Genomic DNA, 19,268 nt, shown 5'->3' with positions numbered 1-19,268 from the left:
GGGAGAAAGCGAGCAGGATGGACGCGGATTTCTGGCACGCGCGATGGACCGCCAACCAGATCGGCTTCCACGAAGGCAAGCCGAACGTCCATCTGGAAGCGCACCTCGATCGCCTCGGCCTCGCCGCGGGCGCGCGCCTGTTCCTGCCCTTGTGCGGCAAGACGCGGGACATCGGCTGGCTGCTCGCGCGCGGCTTCCGGGTCGCCGGCGCGGAGCTGAGCCCGCTCGCGGTGGCGCAGCTTTTCGACGAGCTGGGCGTTGCGCCGGAGATCGTGCCGGCCGGGCCGCTGGAGCTGCACCGCGCCCCAAGCCTCGACATCTTCGTGGGCGACATCTTCACGCTGTCGGCGGACCGGCTCGGGGCGGTGGATGCGGTCTATGACCGGGCGGCGCTGGTCGCCCTGCCCGCGCCCATGCGCCGGCTCTATGCCGCGCACCTTGCCGCCATGACCGCCCGCGCGCCGCAATTGCTCGTCTGCTTCACCTACGACCAGACGCTGGCGGAGGGGCCGCCCTTCTCGGTCGCCGCCGAGGAGGTGCGCGCGCTCTACGGCACGGCCTACCGGGTGGACCGGCTCGACACTGGCCCCGTCCCCGGCGGGCTCAGGGGCAAGGTGCCGGCCCAGGAGGACGTGTGGCTGCTGTCGCGCGCGTGACGGTCGCCCGCGGACGGGCGCTCACAGCCGCGTCCAGACTGTCTTGAGGTCGGAATACTTCTCCAGCGCGTGCAAGGACTTGTCGCGCCCGAAGCCGGACTGCTTCACGCCGCCGAACGGGGTGGTGATGTCGTCGGCGTCGAAGCAGTTCACATAGACCACGCCGGCCTTGAAGCGCCGGGCCACCTTGTGGGCGGCGCCGAGGTCTGCGCTCCACACCGAGGCGCCGAGGCCATAGACGGTGCCGTTGGCGATCTCCACCGCCTCGTCGAGCCCGTCGAAGCCGATCACCGAGAGCACCGGCCCGAAGATTTCCTGCTGCGCCAGGGACGAGGACGGCGCCACGTCGTCGAACACGGTGGGGGCGACGAAGGCGCCGCCGCTGTCCTCGCGCACCGCCGTGCCGCCCGCCACCAGCCGGGCGCCCTCCTTCAGGCCGCCGTCGATGGCTTTCAGAATGCGCTGCTGGTGCTCGCGGCTCACCACCGCGCCTGCGGGCGCGGACGGGTCGAGCGGATCGGCCGGCATCCAGCGCGGCGCCAGAGCGGCGACGCGGGCCACGAGGTCGGCGCGGATGCGGTTGTCCACCAGCAGGCGCGAGGCGGCGGTGCACATTTCGCCCTGGTTGAAGAAGATGCCGCCGGCCACCGCCTCGGCCACCGCGTCGAGGTCGCTCACGTCGTGCGCCACCACGAAGGCGGTCTTGCCGCCGAGCTCCAGATAGACGCGCTTCAGGTTGCTGTCGGCGGAATAGCGCATGAAATAGCGCCCCACCTCGGTGGAGCCGGTGAAGGCGATGGCGTCCACGTCCATGTGGAGGCCCAGCGCCTTGCCGGCCTCCGTGCCGAGGCCCGGCACCACGTTGAACACGCCGTCCGGAATGCCGGCCTCCTGCGCCAGCTCGGCGAGGCGCAGCGCGGTGAGCGGGCTTTCCTCGGCCGGCTTCAGCACCACCGAATTGCCCATGGCGAGGGCCGGCGCCACCTTCCAGGCGGCCATGATCATGGGGAAGTTCCAGGGCACCACGGCGCCCACCACGCCGATCGCCTCGCGCAGGATCAGCGCCAGATTCTCCAGCGTGGTGGGCGCCACCTCGCCATAGACCTTGTCGGCGCACTCGCCGTAATAGGCGAAGCAGTCTGCGGCCGCGCGCGCGTCGATGGCGCGGGCATCCGAGATCGGCTTGCCCATGTTGAGCGTCTCGGTGAGCGCCAGTTCCTCGCGGTTGGCGCGGATCAGCTCGGCGAAGCGCTGAAGCGTGCGCTTGCGGTCGAGCGGCCTGAGGCCCGCCCAGCGGCGATCCTCGAACGCGCGGCGCGCCGCCTTCACCGCCCGGTCCACGTCCTGCGCATCGCACGCGGCGACCTCGGCCAGCACCTTGCCGTTGGCCGGGTTCACGGCGGAGAAGGTGCGCCCGGAGGCCGCCGGCACGAACGCGCCGTCGATGAAGGCCTCGGTCCGGAACGCGGGGTTGAGGTCCGCCGCCCGTTCAGCCACCGCCATGATGAGACGCTCCCAAAACCGAAGTACGCGCAACCTCGCGCAGCGCCACCGAGCGCGTCAAGCCGGCGCGCGGCGGAAACGCCAGCACGCGCATGGCGCGAAATATGGCGGAAATGCGATTTCTGGGTTCCTGTGCGGCAGCTTTCCGGTCTGATATAGAGGTATCTGTACACAGGGCAGGGTTTGCGATCATGATTCTCCGGCGTCGACTGATGACCTCCACCAGCCTCGCCGCATTCCTGATCGGCATCGCCGGCCTGCCGGCCGCGGCGGCCGACCTCGCCCCCAAGGCGCAGGCGGCGCCGGCCCCGGCCGGCACCTGGACCGGCTTCTATCTCGGCACCTATGTGGGCGCCGGCATCGCCGACAACTACTGGCTCGGCGCCAGCCCGCCGCTCGCCACCGCGCTGACCCAGCAGCCGACGCTCCATGTCCCGGGCTCGGGAGCGCTCATCGGCACGCAGGTGGGCTACAACTACCAGACCGGCCCGCTCGTCCTCGGCGTGGAAGGCGATATCGGCACGGGGTTCCAGAACGCGACCGTGCGGTGCATGACCAAGTGGGACCCGACCTGCTCCACCGACACCGACTTCCTCGGCACGCTCGCCGCCCGCGTCGGCTACGCGTTCGACAACGTGCTGCTCTACGGCAAGGCCGGCGCGGCGCTGACGCACCAGAGCTATGCCGTGCGGGCCAGCAAGCTCGGGGGCGAATTCACCGCGTCGCAGACCCGCTCCGGCTGGACGGTGGGCGGCGGCGTGGAGCTGGCGCTCACGCCGCAATTCTCCGCCAAGGCGGAATACGCCTATCTCGACTTCGGCGACAGCGACCTGACCCTGACCAAGGGCACGCAGACGCTCGCGACTGAGACCTCCGCCTCGGCGCAAATCGTGAAGCTCGGGCTCAACTACCGGCCGTTCGGCGCGCCCCTTCCGGGCACCGGCCCGGCGCCGGCCTCGCCCGGCCGCGACTGGAGCGGCCTCTATCTCGGCGCCTTCGCCGGCGGCGCCTTCGGCTGGACCGAGTGGGACGACCCCAGCGGCGTCCTGGCGCGGGCCTCGGCGGCCGGCAGCTTCCCCGGCGCGGGCGAGGCACAGGGCCTCGTCGGCGGCGTGCAGGGGGGCTTCAACATGCAGATGGGCGCCTGGGTGGCGGGCCTGGAGGCCAGCGCCGGCGCGTCGACGCTCGGCGGCTACGCACCATGCGCCTACGGCAAGAACGCCGGCACCAGCTTCGCCTGCCGCGACATCATCAAGAGCATCGGCACGCTCACCGGGCAGCTCGGACGCAGCTTCGGCGACGCGCTGGTCTACGGCAAGGCCGGCGCCGCCTGGGCGTTCGGCGAGGGCAACGTGCACGACACGAACCGGGGGCCGGTCTATTCCGACAGCGGCGTGCGCTGGGGCTGGCTCCTGGGCGGCGGCCTCGCTTATGCGCTCACCGACAACGTCTCGGCCTTCATCGAGTACAATTACATCGACTTCGGCAGCCAGGACCGCACCTTCACCGGCGGCGGCACATCGGGGGGCGCGAGCGTCACCCAGCAGCTCGACCTGGTGCGCGCGGGCGTGAACTACCGCTTCGCCGAGCCCCGTCCGGGCGCCGCGCCGGCGGCGCCCGCCTTGCCCGTCGGCTGGAGCGCGGAGATCGGCGCGCGCTATTTCGCCAGCACCGGCCGCTCGCAGAAGGACCTCTATATCCCGGTCACGCAGCAGCAGATGGTCTCGCGCCTGATCTACGACGACACCACCGGCCAGGCGGCCGAGGCCTTCTTCCGGCTGCAGAACCACAACGGCCTGTTCCTGAAGGGCTATGCCGGCCTCGGCACGCTCGCCGGCGGCAGCCTCAACGACGAGGACTTCCCGGCGGAGGTCCGCTATTCCAACACCCTGACGGAGCTCGGCGACGGCCACCTGTCCTACGGCGCGCTGGACATCGGCTACGACTTCCTGCGCCAGGGGCAGAACAGCCTCGGCGCCTTCGTCGGCTATCGCGGCATGTATACCCGCGTGAACGGCTATGGCTGCCGCCAGATCGCCAAGGACGAGGTCTGCGACGATCCGGCGGATCGTTCCAATTGGAGGGGCCTCGGCCTGAGCGAGACCGAGACGTGGCAGGGCGTGGCGCTGGGTCTCAATGCACGGCTCCAGCTTTCCGACCGCATGCGCCTCGAACTGGACGCCGCCTATCTGCCCTACGCCACCATGACCGGCTTCGACAATCACTGGTCGCGGCCCGACATCAACCCGCTGCCGCAGAGCGGCCGGGGCACCGGCGTGCAGCTCGAAGCCATCCTCAGCTATGCCGTGACCGACCGGCTCGACGTGGGCGTCGGCGCGCGCTACTGGGCGTTCCACACCAGCAACGCCTACGCCCAGTTCGACGATCCCAAGCCCCAGGCCATGAGCTTCTTCGCCGAGCGCTATGGCGGCTTCGTCCAGGCCTCCTACCGCTTCGGCGACGTGCCGCCGCTGGAGGGCCGGGCCGGCGCGATGCCGACGAAGGCGCCCGCTGCACCGCACGACTGGACCGGCGTCTATGCCGGCGGCACGCTCGGCGGCGGCAAGGGCCACACCACCTATGCCTCGCCCTTCGCGACGCCGGTGCGGGGCGACGCGGCGGACCTCGGCGGCGCCATGGCGGGGCTGCAGATCGGCGGCGACTACCAGTTCGGCGCGCTGGTCGTGGGCGCGGAGGCGAGCGGCGCCTGGGCCGACGTGATCGGCACCAACACCTGCTTCTCCACCGCCCCGGCGGGCCGGCATTCCGGCTTCAACTGCGGCAGCCGCGTCACCGCCCTCGGCACCGCGACCGCCCGCCTCGGCTACGCGTTCGACCGCTCCCTGCTCTATCTGCGCGGCGGCTTCGCCTGGAACCGGCAGGACGACAGCTTCAACACCGCCTGGTTCGACAAGCGGGTCGCCGTGAACGGCGCGGCCAATTCCGGCTGGACCATCGGCGCCGGCATCGAATACGCGCTGATGTCCAACCTGTCGGTGGCGCTCGAATACAAGCACTTCGAGTTCGGCGCCTCGGAGCCCTTCACCACCAGCGCGGTGCCGGCGCTGGCGGGGGTGAACCTCGCCCCCGACAGCCTCAGGCTCGACATGGTGGGCATGAGCGTGAACTACCGCTTCGCCGGCTTCGGCGGGCGCTGAGGGCGAGCTGGGGCGCTACCGCTCCGCTGGCCCGCTCTCGCCGTCCTCGTCCTCCTCCGGCGCGCCGGGGATGGCGTAGGCGCCGGAGAGCCAGCGGTTGAGGTCCACGTCGGCGCAGCGCTTGGAGCAGAACGGGCGGTATTTCTCCACGGCCGGCTTGCCGCAGATCGGGCAGGGCCGTGCCTGAGGCGCCTTCTGCGGCGCGTCCGCCCCGCTCACGCGGCGCGCTCCACCCAGCCGGCGCGCACGTCGTAGCCCTCGCCCGCGAGCAGGCCCACCGTCTCGGCGAGCGGCAGCCCCACCACGTTGGTGTAGGAGCCCACGAGCTTCAGCACGAACGCCCCGGCGATGCCCTGGATGGCATAGCCGCCCGCCTTGCCGCGCCACTCGCCGCAGGCGAGATAGTCCGCCACATCGTCGCGCGAGAGGCGCTTGAAGCGCACCCGCGTCTCGACCAGTCGCGTGTGGGCGCGTCGCTTCCTGTCCATGACGCAGATGCCGGTATAGACCCGGTGGGTGCGGCCGGAGAGCAGGCGCAGGCAGGCGTCGGCCTCGGCGGTCAATTCAGGCTTCGGCAGGATGCGCCGGCCCACCGCCACCACGGTGTCGGCGGCGAGGATGAGCGCCTCGATGCCCGCCTCGCGGGCGCGCCCCGCCACCAGCCGCGCCTTCTCCTCGGCGAGGCGCTGGGCGAGGCGGCGCGGCAGCTCGCCCCGCTCGGGGGTCTCGTCCAGCTCCGCCGGCATGAGCAGGTCCGGCTCGATGCCGGCCTGGTTGAGGAGCGCGAGCCGGCGCGGCGAGCCGGACGCAAGGACGAGCTTCACCTTGTCTTCCACGGGACGGGCAACCTTTCCGCGCTGTGCGCCGGGACCTTGCCGGGCGCCGGGCGCCCGCGGCCGGCACGCTAATGGAAAGGACCGCCGCTGTGAACGGGGCAGTTGCGCGCCGGTGCCGTCCCCACCACTGGACCCGCTTGGCGGGGCGTGCTATCGCCCGCCGCTCATCCCCACGAGGATCATGCGCCATGGCGCTCAGGCTGCGACGACGAGAGGGTGGACCGCGCGCGAGCGCGCCCCTTCGCCTGCCCGCCTGACCGCGCCCCGGAGAGCATTCCGGCGCCGGATCGCCGGGTGACAGCGCCTGCCGATCCGAAGAAGACCCATGACCGAGCTTCCCCTTCTCCTCGCCCTTGAGCGGCCCCAGGACGCGCCCGCCATCGAGCGGCTGCACGAACGCACCTTCGGCCCCGGCCGGTTCGCGCGCACCGCCTTCCGCATCCGCGAGCAGGCGCCGCACGCGCCGGACCTCTCCTTCACCGCCCGCGTCGGCACCATGCTGGTGGGCTCGGTGCGGCTGACTGAGGTGTCGATCGGCGCCCATCCCGCGCTGCTGCTCGGCCCGCTCACCGTGGAGCCGCCGTTCCAGTCGGTGGGCATCGGCGCGCGGCTGATGGAGGTGGCGCTGGAGGCGGCTCGCGCCGGCGGCCACCGCCTCGTGATCCTGGTGGGGGACGAGCCCTATTACGCCCGCTTCGGCTTCCGCCGGGTGCCGGCCGGCCGCGTCACCCTGCCCGGCCCGGTGGACCCGGCGCGGCTGCTGGTGTGCGAGCTCCAGCCCGGCGCCTTCGAGGGCGTCGCCGGGGCGGTCACGGCCTGACGGCGCGCGCCCTCAGCCGAGGTGCTGGCCGGCATCAAGCGCCAGCATCTGCCCGGTGAGCGAGGGCGTCTCCACGAAATAGCGGATGGTGCGGCCGAAGTCGGCGAGGTGCGGTGCGTGGCGCAGCGGCGTCGCGGCCACCTCGCGCGCGAAGTCCTCCGGCGCGAGGCCATCGTGGGGCAGCACCGGGCCGGGACCGATGCCGAGCACCCGCACGCGCGGGGCGAGCCGCGCCGCCAGCATCCGCGTCGCCGCCCACAGCGCGGATTTCGAGACGCCGTACGAGAAATGGTCCGGCGTGAGGCGCAGCACGCGCTGGTCGAGGATGTTCACCACCACCCCGTCCGCACCCTCCGGCAGATCGGCCGCGAACCGGTCGGCCAGCAGGACCGGTGCCAGCGTGTTGACGCGGAAATGCCGCTCCATGGCGGCGGCATCCACCGCCGCGCCGTCGTCCTCGAACAAAGCCGCGCAATTCACCAGAACGCCCAGCGGGCCGAGCGCGGACGCGGCGTCGGCCACCAAACCCGGCAGGCGGCCGGTGTCGGCCAGATCGGCCCGCACCACCGCGGCGCGCCCGCCTTCGGCCGCGATCTCGGCAGCGAGCGCCGCGGCGGCCTCAGCCGAGCGGTTGGCGTGCAGCGCCACGCCGTAGCCGTGGGCCGCAAGATCGCGGGCGATGGCGCGGCCGATCCGGTAGGCGGCGCCGGTGACGAGCGCGGTCCTCGGAACGCTCTGGGGCTGTCGCATGGTCGCCTCCGCTGTGGCGGCCTCGGGCGGCCGCCCAGGGCCGTGTGTCACATCTCGTGCGGCAAATGAAGGGGGCGCGTGCGCAGGCATCGCGCCGCGCGGCCCGCGCCACCGCTGGGGCGTGCCCCCCTCTCCCCGCCGGGGAGAGGGGCGCCATGCAACCGATGCCTGCGCAGCCGGGCGGGCGCGCACCGAAGGACGGGCGCCCGGGAGGGGCGGCGGGCGCCCGCTTTATCGCCGGACGATCCGGGGCTAGGCTTTGGCCGTATCTGCGTCGCGGTCGCACGACGCCGCAGGGATCGGGAAACCGGCCGGGAGCCGACGGATCAGGGCATGAAGCAGGACGAGATGACCCATTCTCCCGCCGCGGCCGCCATGGCGCGCGCGCCGTTCGATGCCGGGGCGAGCCACCAGAAGATCATCGTCCGCGGCATGAAGACCGACATCAATGTGGGCCTGCACCCGTGGGAGACCCACCCCGAGCATCCCACCCGCGTGATCGTCGACGTGGAGATGTATGCGCGCTGCGAGCGGCTCGGCGACAGCCTGTCCGCCATCATCGACTACGACCCGATCCGCGCGCTGGTGACGCGCGACTGGCCGAAGCGCCCCCACACCCCGCTGCTGGAAACCTGGGTGGAGGAACTGGTGGCCTTCTGCTTCGCCGACCCGCGCATCGACGCCTGCCGGGTGTCGATCGTGAAGCCCTACATCTTCCCGGAAACCGAGGCGGTGGGCGTCGAGGTGTTCCGCCTGCGCCCGCCCGACGCCTGACCCGCCGCCCTCAGAGCAGGGTCGCGGCGACCAGCAGGCCGAGCACGGCCGCCATGCCGAGGTCGGAGATCATGGCGATCTGCTCCTTCGCATTGCCGCCGCCGCGCGCGGCGTGCTGCACCCCGGCCAGCGCCAGGAACACACCTGCGGTCACCGCCGCCGGCACCAGGAAGGACGGGAACGGCAGCGAGAGCAGGCCGAGGAGGCCGATCGAGAGATTGCCGAAGCCCAGTTCGCGCACCAGCACGGCGGCCTTGGGGTCCGGCACCCCGAGCAGGCTCTGGGAGGTGAAGAGCGGGTCCTTCACCTGCTTCACCCCGGCGGCGAACAGGCGCGCGCCGGCGGCCCAGAACACGAACCACTTCAGCGCCAGCGCGGCGAGCGCGCCGCCATGGAGGGCCCATTCGGCGCCGAGCGAACCGAGCGGCAGCACCACCATCAGCAGCACGATCGAGGCGAGATACATGGAGGACCTCCGGCGAGAGCGTTGCCGTCTTCTTTACTGCGGCCCCCCGGGCCGGGCCAGAGCCGGCCCCAGCCGTCCCGGGGGAGCAGCAAGGGCGGAACGGCAACGATGATCTGCCGGCTTGACTTGCCTCCGGGCGGCTCGGCAAATGCCTCATCTTTTTGGCCCAGGACAACGGGTTGGACCTCTTCTCGATGCGGAAGGCGCGAAGCCGACGAGAGAGCGGGCCGCATGGCGATGGCTGGAGGTGGTCGATGGTCGCACTCCCTCTCATGAGGGCGCCGCGCGGGAACAAACCTGCGGGGACCGCGTCGTGACCGCCCCGGCGCGCGCAGCCACGGCCGATCCGACCGCAGCACCGGCGCCGGACGCAGCGTCCTGCCCGTTCAATACGGCGTCGTATGCGGGGGGATTCGCGCGCATGGGCGCGGTGGAGGTGAGCCCCCACGGGCGCCTCGCCATTCTGCGCCGGCCGATCGGCGAGACGCCGTTCGTGGACGGGATCAGCCCGTTTCCCTATCTCTGGCTCGCCGGCCCCGACGACGAGGCCAGCCTGTTCGAGGACTTCCGCCACCTTGTCACGCTGACGGTGATCACGCAGCCGGGCTATGTGCCCAGCGCGCATGCCGGCGCGGCGCGGCTTTTCAAGCACCATTTCTCCTTCGATCCGCGGCGCCCGGCGCCGCCGCTCAGCGCCCGTGCCCGGCGCCGGCTCTCCCGCTGCGCCGAAGTCGCCGGCTTCGAGGAGGTGACCGCGTTCGGCGAGCGGATGGCCATGGCCGGCCTCTATGCGTCCCTGGTGGAGCGGCGGGGACTGGCAAGCGGGTTCTTCGACATGGACGCGGCCCATTTCGCGAGCATCGCGCGGCTCGACTGCGCCCGCTTCTTCCGCGTGGCGCGCGACGGCGCAATCGGCGCCATGGCCTGCGCCGTCGTCTTCGGCGGCATCCTCCAGGTGCTGCACACCTGCCCTTCCCTGGATGGGCTGCGGTGGAATGCCTCTTACCTCCTGATGCACGGTCTCCAGGCCTATGCGACGACGCACGACATCCGCATGCTCACGGGCGGGCTGCCGCAGGGCAGCCGGGAGGGTCTGCACACCTTCAAGTCCCGCTGGGCCAATGGTTCAGAGCCGGTCTACATGCTCAAGATCGTGAACGACCCCGCGCTCTATGCCCGCCTCTCCGCCGGACGCGAGGATGCGGGCTTCTTCCCGGCCTACCGCGCCCCGTGAGGACGGCAATGTTCCCCGCGCGCCGTGCGCCGACGTTTCTCATCTGGACGGTGCCCTTCACCCACCGCAGTTCGGGGGTGCGCGCATTGTTCCGCCTCTGCCACCACCTGAACGCGCGCGGCCACCGCGCCGCCATGGCACCCGCCATCGCCGATCCGCGCGCGCTGAAGGCCTATGCTCTGCGTGCTCGGCTCAACCGGCTCGGCCTAAGCGCGCTGGCGGGCGTCGCGCCGGACGGCCTGCCCCCGCGCGGCTGGCGCACGCCGATCCATGACGGACCGGTGGGCGATGCCATCGTCATCTATCCCGAGATCGTCACCGGGAACCCCCTCGGCGCGCGCAGGGTGATCCGCTGGGCGCTGAACGATCCAGGACTGATCGGCGGCGAGACGCACTATCCGGACGACGACCTCGTCTTTGTCTACGACCCGCTCAAGCTTGAAGTGATCAGCGCGATCATCGGCCGTCCGCTCGGCCCGCAGCATGTGCTGTGGACGGGGCTGGTGGACCCGGCGGTGATCTATCCGGACCCGCGCGTGCCGAAGACCATGGATTGCGTCTTCACCTACAAGGGGCGTGCGCTGCGCGAGAGGTTCCCCCTGCCGGCCGGGGTCGAGGCCCGCGAGATCGAGCAGATCACGCCCACCGCTGCCGCCCTGGGCGACGTCCTGCGGCGCACGCGCACCCTCTATTCCTACGACCACTACAGCAACATCCTGAGGGAGGCCGATATCTGCGGCTGCGACATCCGCACGGTGGACGCGGAAGGCCGCTGGCACGATCCGCGCGGATGCGGCTGCGTGCCCAACATCCTGTGGTACGACGACCTTCAGGCGACCTACGCAGACAAGTTCGCGGATTCACGCTTCGTCGAGCGCTTCGTCGCCGAGGTCCGCAGGCACTGGGATCTGGGGGCCAAAGATCTGGGGCACTGAGCACAAGCAAACGGCGGCCCCGTCATCCGGAGCCGCCGCTTGCAGATTTCGTCCCTATCAAGGGGGCCGCTGATCACTCAGCCGCCACCACCCCGTGCCTTCCGTGGTCGCGGCGGATCACTCCGCCGCAACCACCTTGCACCTTTTGTGGTTTCGGCGGATCACTCCGCCGCAACCACTTGCGGGCGGCCGCGGGCGAGGCGCTCGCGCTTGAGCAGTTCGGCCACCAGGAAGGCGGTCTCGATCGCCTGCTCGGCGTTGAGGCGCGGGTCGCAATAGGTGTGGTAGCGGTCGCGCAGGTCCTCGTCCGAGATGGCGCGGGCGCCGCCGGTGCACTCGGTGACGTTCTTGCCCGTCATCTCCAGGTGCACGCCGCCGGCGAAGGTGCCCTCGGCCGCATGGATATCGAAGAACGAACGGATCTCCGACTGGATGCGCTCGAACGGCCGGGTCTTGTAGCCCGACGCAGCCTTGATGGTGTTGCCGTGCATGGGATCGCACGACCACACCACCGCGCGGCCCTCCTTCTCCACCGCCCGGATCAGGCCGGGCAGATGCTCGCCCACCTTGTCCGCGCCGAAGCGGCAGATCAGGGTGATGCGGCCCGCCTCGTTGTCGGGCTGGAGGATGTCGAGCAGGCGGATGAGGCCCTCGCCCGAGAGCGAGGGGCCGCACTTGATGCCGATCGGGTTGCGGATGCCGCGGAAGAACTCCACGTGCGCATGGTCCGCCTGGCGGGTGCGGTCGCCGATCCACAAAAGGTGGCCGGAGGTGTCGTACCAGTCGCCGGAGGTGGAATCGACGCGCGTCATGGCCTGCTCGTAGCCGAGCAGCAGCGCCTCGTGGCTGGTGAAGAAGTCGGTGGTCCGCATCTCCGGGTGGCTCTGCGGGTTGATCCCGCAGGCGCGCATGAAGTCGAGCGCCTGGGTGATGCGGTCCGCCAGCTCCTGGTAGCGCGAGGACTGGGGACTGTCCTTCACGAAGCCCAGCATCCACTGGTGCGCGTTCTCAAGGTTGGCGTAGCCGCCATTGGCGAACGCTCGCAGCAGGTTGAGGGTCGCCGCCGACTGGCGGTAGGCCTCGATCTGCCGGCGCGGGTCCGGCACGCGGGCCGCTTCCGTGAAGGCGATGTCGTTGACGATGTCGCCGCGGTAGCTGGGCAGCGTCACGCCGTCCACCGTCTCCGTGTCGGCGGAGCGGGGCTTGGCGAACTGGCCGGCGATGCGGCCCACCTTCACCACCGGCGAGCCGCCGGCGAACGTCATCACCACCGCCATCTGCAGGAAGACGCGGAAGAAATCGCGGATGTTGTCGGCCGAATGCTCGTCGAAGCTCTCGGCGCAGTCGCCGCCCTGGAGCAGAAACGCTTCGCCCTTGGCGACGCGCGCAAGCTCGGCCTTGAGCCGGCGGGCCTCGCCGGCGAACACCAGCGGCGGGTAGGAGGCGAGCTTGGTCTCCACCTCGGCGAGCGCGCCCTTGTCCGGATAATCGGGCATCTGCAGGCCGGGATAAAATCGCCAGCTATCCGGACGCCAGCCTTCGGCGCGGCGGGAAGCCTCGGCGCCAGGGACGGATGCGGATTGCGGGCGGGTTACCATGTCACTCTCCTGAAGATGAGTTCCAGCACGCCTTCGTGCCGGGACCGGCCCGTGCCGCGTTCCTCTTGTGTTCGCGCCCTGGACCGGAAGGCGGGCTTATACACGAGGAACGCGCCCCCCGAAAGATGACGCGCGCCGCGCCGAACGGCCCGGCGCGCCACGGCCAAGCCTACGCCAGGTTGCAGCGCGGCGGGCGCACGCCGTTGTGATCCGTGCGCGCCAGACGCGCCCCAATCCGGGCGCCGATGGTGTCATTATGTCCTCCCCCCGGCAGGCGCTTCGGCGCGCCGGACCCACGGACAGGGAAAGCCGCATGACCTTCGCCCGTCTCGTCGTCACCGCCGGCACGCTGTTCGGCGTCGTCGCCGCCGGCGATGCCCTCGCCCATCATGGATGGGGCAGCTACGATACCGAGAAGGCGTTCACCATCACCGCGCCGGTCGAGCACCTGGAATGGGCCAATCCCCACGCCCACCTGATGCTGAAGCATGACGGCGCCACCTGGGAGGCGACGCTGGCGCCGCTCTCGCGCATGCAGGCGCGCGGCCTCAGCGAAGACATGCTGAAGCCCGGCGTCACCGTGAGCGTGTTCGGCTATCCGTCCACCCGCACCCCGAACGAGATGCGCGCGGAACGCATCGTCGTGGATGGCAAAACCGTCGAACTGCGCTGAGGCCGGCGCATGGACCTGATGCTCGCCCTGGCCGCGCTCGCGGAAGGCTCCGCGCTCGGACGCATGGCACGCGCCAGCGTCTGGCTCTACCCGGCCGCGAACCTCGCCCATGTGCTCGGCGCCGCCTTGATGGTGGGCGCCATCGCCACCTTCGACATCGCCGTTCTGCGGCGGATGCCGGCGGCGCGCGCCGTCGTGCGGGCCGGAATTCCGGTGGCGTCGACCGGCCTCGTGCTGCTGGTCGCCTCCGGCATCGTTCTGTTCGTGGCCGAGGCCGGGCCGCTGGTGCGCAACGTGGTGTTCCTGTCGAAGCTCGGCTTCATCGCCCTCGGCATCCTGAACCTCGCCCTGTTCCACCTCGCCTTCTCCGGCGCCCTGCGGCGCGGGGAGATGCCGAAGGGAGCGCGGACCTATGCCGTCCTTTCGCTGGCCGCGTGGACCGCGACCCTTCTCCTCGGCCGCGGCATCGCCTATGTGTGAGCCGCGGTCGCGCTGCATCGCGGCATCGACCTCCCGTCCGCCCTGCCGCGGCCGACCGCCCCGCCCCACCGTCCGTGTCTGTTGCGGGACACGCGTCCATCCGAGTGATCGATGCCCAAGTCCCGCGGGCCCGCCCGCCCCCTGAAGCCGTCTTTCCCCGAGTTCGTCGCCCTCATCGCCTTGATGATGGGCATGACGGCGTTCTCCATCGACAACCTTCTGCCCGCCTTCGGCGCGATCCGGGCCGACTTCGCCTTGCCCGACCCGAACGACGTGCAGACGCTGGTCTACGCCTATCTCATCGGCATCGCCGTGGCGCAGATCTTCTACGGCACGCTCTCCGACGTGGTGGGGCGCCGGCCGGCGCTGCTGGCGGGGCTCGCGGTCTACACCGCCGGCAGCCTGCTGGCGCTCGTCACCGACAGCTTCTCCCTGCTCATCGTCGCCCGCGTGATCCAGGGGGTCGGCGCGTCGGCGGGGCGGGTGATGGCGGTCGCCATCGTGCGCGACCGCTTCGAGGGACGCGAGATGGCGCGCATCATGTCGCTGGTGATGATGGTGTTCCTCACCGTGCCCATCGTCGCCCCCGCGCTCGGCAGCCTGATCCTGGCGTTCGGCTCCTGGCACCTGATCTTCGTCGCCATGTTGGCGCTCGGCCTCATCGTCGCCGCGTGGTTCGCGCTGCGCATGCCGGAGACGCTGCACCCCGAATACCGCATGCCGTTCTCGGTGCGCGCCATCGGCGCCGGCATGATGCTGACCGTCACCAACCGCCGCGCCTTCGGCTACGCCACCGGCATGGGGCTGATGATGGGCGCGCTGATGGCCTATGTGGGCTCGGCCTCGCAGGTGTTCGACACCGACATCTACCGGCTCGGCCACCTGTTCCCGGTGGTGTTCGCGGTGGTGGCGGCGATCATGGCGGCCGCCTCCTTCCTCAACGCCTCGCTGGTGCGGCGGCTCGGCATGCGGCGCCTGTCCCATGGCGGGGTGATCGGCTTCGTCGTCGCCGCGCTCGGCATGGTGGCGGCGGCGCTCGTCTATGACGGGCGCCCGCCTCTGCTGCTGTTCTGCGCCCTGGTGGCGGCGGCGCAGTTCCTGTTCGCGCTCACGGTGCCGAACTTCAACTCCACCGCCATGGAGCCGCTCGGGGCGGTGGCCGGCACCGCCTCCTCCTTCATCGGCTTCTACACCACGCTGATGGCGGCGCTGATCGGCTTCGGCGTGGGGCGCGCCTTCGACGGCACGGTGCTGCCGATCTCGCTCGGCTATGCCGGCCTCGGCATCCTCGCCCTTCTCGCCGTGCTGTGGGCGGAGAAGGGCAAGCTGTTCCACCACGCCTGAGCGGCGACCGCTCAGGCCGGGTCAGGCCGACTTGGTGCGCTCAGGCCGACTTGGTGCGCAGCGTGACCAGTTCCTCGGCGGCGGTGGGGTGCACAGCCACGGTGCGGTCGAAATCCGCCTTGCGGGCGCCCATGCCGATGGCCACCGCGGCAAGCTGGATCATCTCGGACGCGCCCTCGCCGACGATGTGGCAGCCCACCACCCGGTCGTCGGTGGCGTCCACCACCAGCTTCATGAGCACGCGGGTGTCCCGGCCGGAGAGCGTCGCCTTCAGCGGCCGGAACGTGGTCTTGTAGATGTCCACCCTCGGGCACGCGGCCCGCGCACCCTCTTCGGTCAGTCCCACCGTGCCGATCTCCGGCTCGGAGAACACCGCCGAAGCGATGCCGGAATGGTCGACGCTCCAGGCCTTGCCGCCGAACACCGTGTCGGCGAAGGCGTGGCCCTCGCGGATGGCGACCGGCGTCAGGTTCACCCGGTTGGTCACGTCGCCCACCGCATAGATGGACGGCACGGACGTGCGCGACGCCGCGTCCACCTCCACCGCGCCGATCTTGTCGAGCGTGACGCCCACGGCTTCGAGGCCGAGGCCGGCGGTGTTGGGGTTGCGGCCGATGGCCAGCATCACCTCGTCCACCTCCACCGTGGCGCCGCCGGAGAGCGTCACCGTCTTGCCGCCGGCGATGGCCTCGATCCGGGACAGGGTGACGCCGGGATGCAGGTGGATGCCGGCCTTGGTCATCTCCGCGGCAAGATGCGCCCGCACGTCGTCATCAAAGCCGCGCAGGATCTGGTCGCCGCGATAGACGAGGTGGGTCTCGGCGCCCAGCGCCCGGAACAGGCCGGCGAACTCGACGGCGATGTAGCCCGCGCCCTGCACCAGCACCCGCTCGGGGAAGCGCTTCAGGTGGAACGCCTCGTTGGAGGTGATGGCGAGCTCGCGGCCGGGAATGTCCGGCCCCAGCGCCGGCTTCGCGCCGGTGGCGACGAGGATATGGCGCGCGCTGATCTCCTCGCCGGTCGAGGGAATGCGCACCGTGTTCGGCCCCGCCACCACGGCGCGGGCCGCGACGATCTCGACGCCGGCCTTCTCCGCATTGGTGCGGTAGATCGCTTCGAGGCGCGCGATCTCCTTGTCCTTGTTGGCGACCAGGGTCAGCCAGTCGAACTCGGCGCCGGACACGCGCCAGCCGAAGCCGGCCATGTCCTCCAGATCGTGGGCGTAGCGGCCGGCATGGACGAACAGCTTCTTCGGCACGCAGCCGCGGATCACGCAGGTGCCGCCCATGCGGTATTCCTCGGCCATCATGACCTTGGCGCCATGCTGGGCGGCGATGCGCGCCGCCCTGACCCCGCCCGAGCCGCCGCCGATGACGAACAGATCCACTTGCTTCGACGACATCGGGCTCGACCTTTCGCGGCTGCCGGGAGGGGGACAAACAAGTCCGAGCGCCGCGCCGCGTCAAGCGGTCGGAGGATCGGGCGGCGTCTGCGTCTGAATTCCCGGTGACGAGCCTGGCGCCACGTGGAACCCTCTCCCGCCTGCGGGGGAGGGCAGGGAGGGGGCATTCCTCGCCAAGCGGCCAAGCGCCGCTGGTGGTGCCCCCCGGGCCGCCCCCTCCCCCACCCTCTCCCCGCCGGCAGCGGCTTTCACACGGACGGCGGCGCCCCTCACCCTGCCCTCTCCCCGCCGGGGCGAGGGTCGCCTTGCGGTTGCCGTGCGCCAGCGGACCAACTGCCACCCCCGCCGGCGCTTGCCTCGCGGCTTCAAGGAGTGGTTTAAGGCGGGCACGCGATCGGATCAGCAGATATGGCGAACGAGATTGCCCCCTTCCCCCTCAAGGGCGGCGCATGGGTGGCGGACGGACGACGGTTTCACCTGCCGCTGCTGGTGCGGCTTGCGAGCCTGCGCCAGGGCACCGTCGTCATGCTCGCCGTGTCGGGCGTCTCGGAGCCGGTGGAGATCGCCATCGAGGGCACCGAGCGCCGCGTCACCGTGCAGCCCGGCGCGCTGGAGCCGGTGGAGGTGCCCCCCGGCGCCGCCCGCCTGGTGCTGAAGGGCGAGCGGGCCGCGATCGGCGCGGCGCGGGTGGCCTATTTCCCGGTGCGCGGCCAGTTTCCGCTGGGGCGTGTCATCCTCAAGCTGCACTCGTTCTTGCAGGGCTTCCGCAATGCCGGCGAACCGGGGGCGGACCTCAGGCAGCGCTGGATCGCGGCCTCGGACGCCGCCCGGCATCTCGGCTTCCAGATGGCGGCGCGGCTCGCCAGTTCCCCGCTGCAGCGCCAGCTCTGGCTGCCGGTCTATGGGAAGTATCGCGCGCAGTTCGTCGGCGACTTCGCGCAGGTGGTCCCGGCGGAGGCCGCGCCGCTTCTGCTGCTGGCGAGCCCGGTCGGCGCGAGCGTCCCGAGCGATGCCGACCTTGAGGCCTGCGCCGCCGCCTTGCGGGCGCAGACGGATCCGGCCTTCGACTGGCTCGTCGCGGTGGATCCCGCGCGCCTGGAGCGCGACGGCGCGCGCCTTGCCACGCTGGTCAAAGGCATCGGCCGCCTGGTGCCCGCCATCGGCGACGGCGAGACCTCGGCGCTCGCGGCGGCGCTGGCTGAACCCGAGGCCGCCGACCGCCTCGTCGGCGTGCTCGACCCGCGCGGCGCGCCGACCCGCGATGCGGTGGCCATGATCCGCGCCACCTTCGCCGACCGGCCCGGCCTGATGCTGCTCTATACCGACGCGGAGCGCCGCGACGCGGCGGGCGCGCCGGTGGAGGGCGTGTTCAAGCCGGCCTTCAACCGCCATCTGCTGGAATCCTGGCCCTATTTCGGCGCGCTCACCGTGGTGCGCGGCGCCCGGGCGCGCGCCGTGGGGCTGCGCCCCGCATTCGCCGGCGCCGCGCCCTACGATTTCCTGCTGCGCTATCTGGAGGGGCTCGACGCCGAGGCGGTGCGACATCTGCCGCGCATCGCCTATAGCGGCCCGGATCTGCCGGCCGGCTTCGCGGATGCGGAGACCGGTGCGCACGCCGCCGCGGCGCTGTCGGAGAGCCTCGGATTGCCGGTGGAGACCACCGAAGGCGGGCGCTTCCTGCGCCCGCTGTTCCCGGTGCCGCAGGACCGGCCGCTAGTGTCCATCGTCGTGCCGACGCGCGACCGCGCGGAGCTGCTGGGCATGACCCTGCGCACGCTGATCGCGCAGACGCACTACCGCAATTTCGAGATCGTCATCGTCGACAACGGCTCGGTCCAGCCGGAGACGTTCGCCTTGTTCGACGAGGTCAAGGGCCTGTGGCCGGCGACGCAGATCGTGCGCGACGGCGGCAATTTCAACTTCTCGCGCATCTGCAACAACGGCGTCGCGGCGACATCGGGCGCGCTGATCCTGCTGCTCAACAACGACATCGAGGTGATCGACGGCGCCTGGCTCGACGAGATGGTGGCGCTGATCGCGCGCCGCGACCACGGGGTCGATACCGGCGTCGTGGGGGCGAAGCTGCTCTATCCGGACCGCACCATCCAGCATGGCGGCGTCATCGTCGGCCTGTTCGACTATGCCTCGCACTGGTTCGCGTCGTGCCAGCCGGAGGCGGAGGGCCAGGAAGGCCGGCTGCTGGTGCGCCAGGACCTGAGCGCCGTCACCGGCGCCTGCCTGCTGATCCGCCGGGACGTGTGGGACGCGGTCGGCGGGCTCGACCCCGAGCGCTTCCCGGAGGACTGCAACGACATCGATTTGTGCATGCGCGTGCGCCGCGCCGGCTACAATGTGGTGTGGACCCCGCACGCGCTGATGATCCACCACGAATCGGCCTCGCGCGGACGCCACCGCACCGCCGAGCACCGCGCGCGCCTAAGGCAGCAGCACGCGCATTTCGAGGCGCTGTGGGCGTCGCACGTGTTCGTGGACCCCCACTACAATCCCAACCTCAGCCGGGTGAACCTGTTCGCCTCAGTGGGCAAGGCCCCGGAGGACGCGCGCGCGGCGCGCGGCCCGGAGGTCCGGGGCGCCGGCTGAAGCAGCCGCAGGTGACGCTGTAGGTACAGCCCGGCGCG

Annotated in this window: 17 protein-coding genes; 10 read left to right on the top strand and 7 right to left on the bottom strand. The window is 71.3% G+C overall.

The annotated features are described in order from the left end of the window. Positions 1–17 precede the first annotated feature (17 nt). On the top strand, positions 18–656 hold the full coding sequence (gene tmpT, locus D9R14_RS16365) for a thiopurine S-methyltransferase (RefSeq protein ID WP_121624421.1): 639 nt from the start codon (positions 18–20) through the stop codon (positions 654–656). A 21-nt stretch (positions 657–677) separates the two neighbouring features. On the opposite strand, the gene D9R14_RS16360 is transcribed toward tmpT, so the two are convergent. Continuing rightward, positions 678–2,159, bottom strand: coding sequence for an aldehyde dehydrogenase (locus tag D9R14_RS16360; protein WP_121624420.1), 1,482 nt, complete (start codon positions 2,157–2,159; stop codon positions 678–680). A 212-nt stretch (positions 2,160–2,371) separates the two neighbouring features. On the opposite strand from D9R14_RS16360, the gene D9R14_RS16355 reads away from it, so the two are divergent. After that, positions 2,372–5,317: an outer membrane protein gene (locus tag D9R14_RS16355; protein ID WP_170168644.1), complete on the top strand. Its 2,946-nt coding sequence runs from the start codon at positions 2,372–2,374 to the stop codon at positions 5,315–5,317. A 15-nt stretch (positions 5,318–5,332) separates the two neighbouring features. On the opposite strand, the gene yacG is transcribed toward D9R14_RS16355, so the two are convergent. Together yacG and D9R14_RS16345 are read right to left on the bottom strand one after the other, a co-directional pair. Continuing rightward, positions 5,333–5,536, bottom strand: a complete 204-nt coding sequence (gene yacG, locus D9R14_RS16350) for a DNA gyrase inhibitor YacG (RefSeq protein ID WP_121624418.1) — start codon at positions 5,534–5,536, stop codon at positions 5,333–5,335. Next, positions 5,533–6,153 (bottom strand): Maf-like protein, encoded by a 621-nt coding sequence (locus tag D9R14_RS16345; protein ID WP_121624417.1) that lies wholly within the window; start codon positions 6,151–6,153, stop codon positions 5,533–5,535. Before D9R14_RS16345 ends, yacG begins: the two co-directional genes overlap by 4 nt. Positions 6,154–6,478: 325 nt before the next feature. Here D9R14_RS16345 and D9R14_RS16340 point away from each other — a divergent pair, with 325 nt between their 5' ends. Then, positions 6,479–6,973: a GNAT family N-acetyltransferase gene (locus D9R14_RS16340; protein ID WP_121624416.1), complete on the top strand. Its 495-nt coding sequence runs from the start codon at positions 6,479–6,481 to the stop codon at positions 6,971–6,973. 12 nt (positions 6,974–6,985) lie between these two features. On the opposite strand, the gene D9R14_RS16335 is transcribed toward D9R14_RS16340, so the two are convergent. Then, positions 6,986–7,723, bottom strand: coding sequence for an SDR family oxidoreductase (locus tag D9R14_RS16335; RefSeq protein ID WP_121624415.1), 738 nt, complete (start codon positions 7,721–7,723; stop codon positions 6,986–6,988). 333 nt (positions 7,724–8,056) lie between these two features. Here D9R14_RS16335 and D9R14_RS16330 point away from each other — a divergent pair, with 333 nt between their 5' ends. Next, on the top strand, positions 8,057–8,497 hold the full coding sequence (locus D9R14_RS16330) for a dihydroneopterin aldolase (protein ID WP_121624414.1): 441 nt from the start codon (positions 8,057–8,059) through the stop codon (positions 8,495–8,497). Between the two features lie 10 nt (positions 8,498–8,507). On the opposite strand, the gene D9R14_RS16325 is transcribed toward D9R14_RS16330, so the two are convergent. Beyond that, positions 8,508–8,963, bottom strand: a complete 456-nt coding sequence (locus D9R14_RS16325; RefSeq protein WP_121624413.1) for a hypothetical protein — start codon at positions 8,961–8,963, stop codon at positions 8,508–8,510. 421 nt (positions 8,964–9,384) lie between these two features. On the opposite strand from D9R14_RS16325, the gene D9R14_RS16320 reads away from it, so the two are divergent. Together D9R14_RS16320 and D9R14_RS16315 are read left to right on the top strand one after the other, a co-directional pair. Beyond that, complete coding sequence (locus tag D9R14_RS16320) at positions 9,385–10,197, top strand: hypothetical protein (RefSeq protein WP_121624412.1); 813 nt, start codon at positions 9,385–9,387, stop codon at positions 10,195–10,197. Between the two features lie 8 nt (positions 10,198–10,205). Then, positions 10,206–11,132 carry a hypothetical protein gene (locus D9R14_RS16315; RefSeq protein WP_121624411.1) on the top strand — a complete coding sequence of 309 codons (927 nt, stop codon included), beginning with the start codon at positions 10,206–10,208 and terminating at the stop codon, positions 11,130–11,132. Positions 11,133–11,293: 161 nt separating this feature from the next. On the opposite strand, the gene D9R14_RS16310 is transcribed toward D9R14_RS16315, so the two are convergent. Further along, the gene (locus D9R14_RS16310; RefSeq protein WP_121624410.1) at positions 11,294–12,730 is read right to left on the bottom strand and encodes a class II 3-deoxy-7-phosphoheptulonate synthase; all 1,437 of its coding nucleotides are present in this window, start codon (positions 12,728–12,730) and stop codon (positions 11,294–11,296) included. A gap of 313 nt (positions 12,731–13,043) precedes the next feature. Here D9R14_RS16310 and D9R14_RS16305 point away from each other — a divergent pair, with 313 nt between their 5' ends. From D9R14_RS16305 to D9R14_RS16295, 3 genes are all read left to right on the top strand, one after another. After that, positions 13,044–13,403 carry a DUF6152 family protein gene (locus D9R14_RS16305; RefSeq protein ID WP_121624409.1) on the top strand — a complete coding sequence of 120 codons (360 nt, stop codon included), beginning with the start codon at positions 13,044–13,046 and terminating at the stop codon, positions 13,401–13,403. Between the two features lie 9 nt (positions 13,404–13,412). Further along, a complete protein-coding gene (locus D9R14_RS16300) occupies positions 13,413–13,883 on the top strand; it encodes a hypothetical protein (protein ID WP_121624408.1) in 471 nt (156 codons plus the stop codon). 111 nt (positions 13,884–13,994) lie between these two features. Then, positions 13,995–15,227, top strand: coding sequence for a multidrug effflux MFS transporter (locus tag D9R14_RS16295; protein ID WP_121624407.1), 1,233 nt, complete (start codon positions 13,995–13,997; stop codon positions 15,225–15,227). A 40-nt stretch (positions 15,228–15,267) separates the two neighbouring features. Here the strand turns inward: D9R14_RS16295 and gor are convergent, their stop codons facing one another. Beyond that, positions 15,268–16,629: a glutathione-disulfide reductase gene (gor, locus tag D9R14_RS16290; protein WP_121624406.1), complete on the bottom strand. Its 1,362-nt coding sequence runs from the start codon at positions 16,627–16,629 to the stop codon at positions 15,268–15,270. Between the two features lie 408 nt (positions 16,630–17,037). Here gor and D9R14_RS16285 point away from each other — a divergent pair, with 408 nt between their 5' ends. Continuing rightward, complete coding sequence (locus D9R14_RS16285) at positions 17,038–19,230, top strand: glycosyltransferase family 2 protein (RefSeq protein WP_121624405.1); 2,193 nt, start codon at positions 17,038–17,040, stop codon at positions 19,228–19,230. The last annotated feature ends 38 nt before the right edge of the window (positions 19,231–19,268 follow it).

It is taken from the genome of Xanthobacter tagetidis (genome assembly GCF_003667445.1).
Lineage (GTDB): Bacteria > Pseudomonadota > Alphaproteobacteria > Rhizobiales > Xanthobacteraceae > Xanthobacter > Xanthobacter tagetidis.
This window is presented reverse-complemented; position numbering and strand designations above follow the sequence as displayed.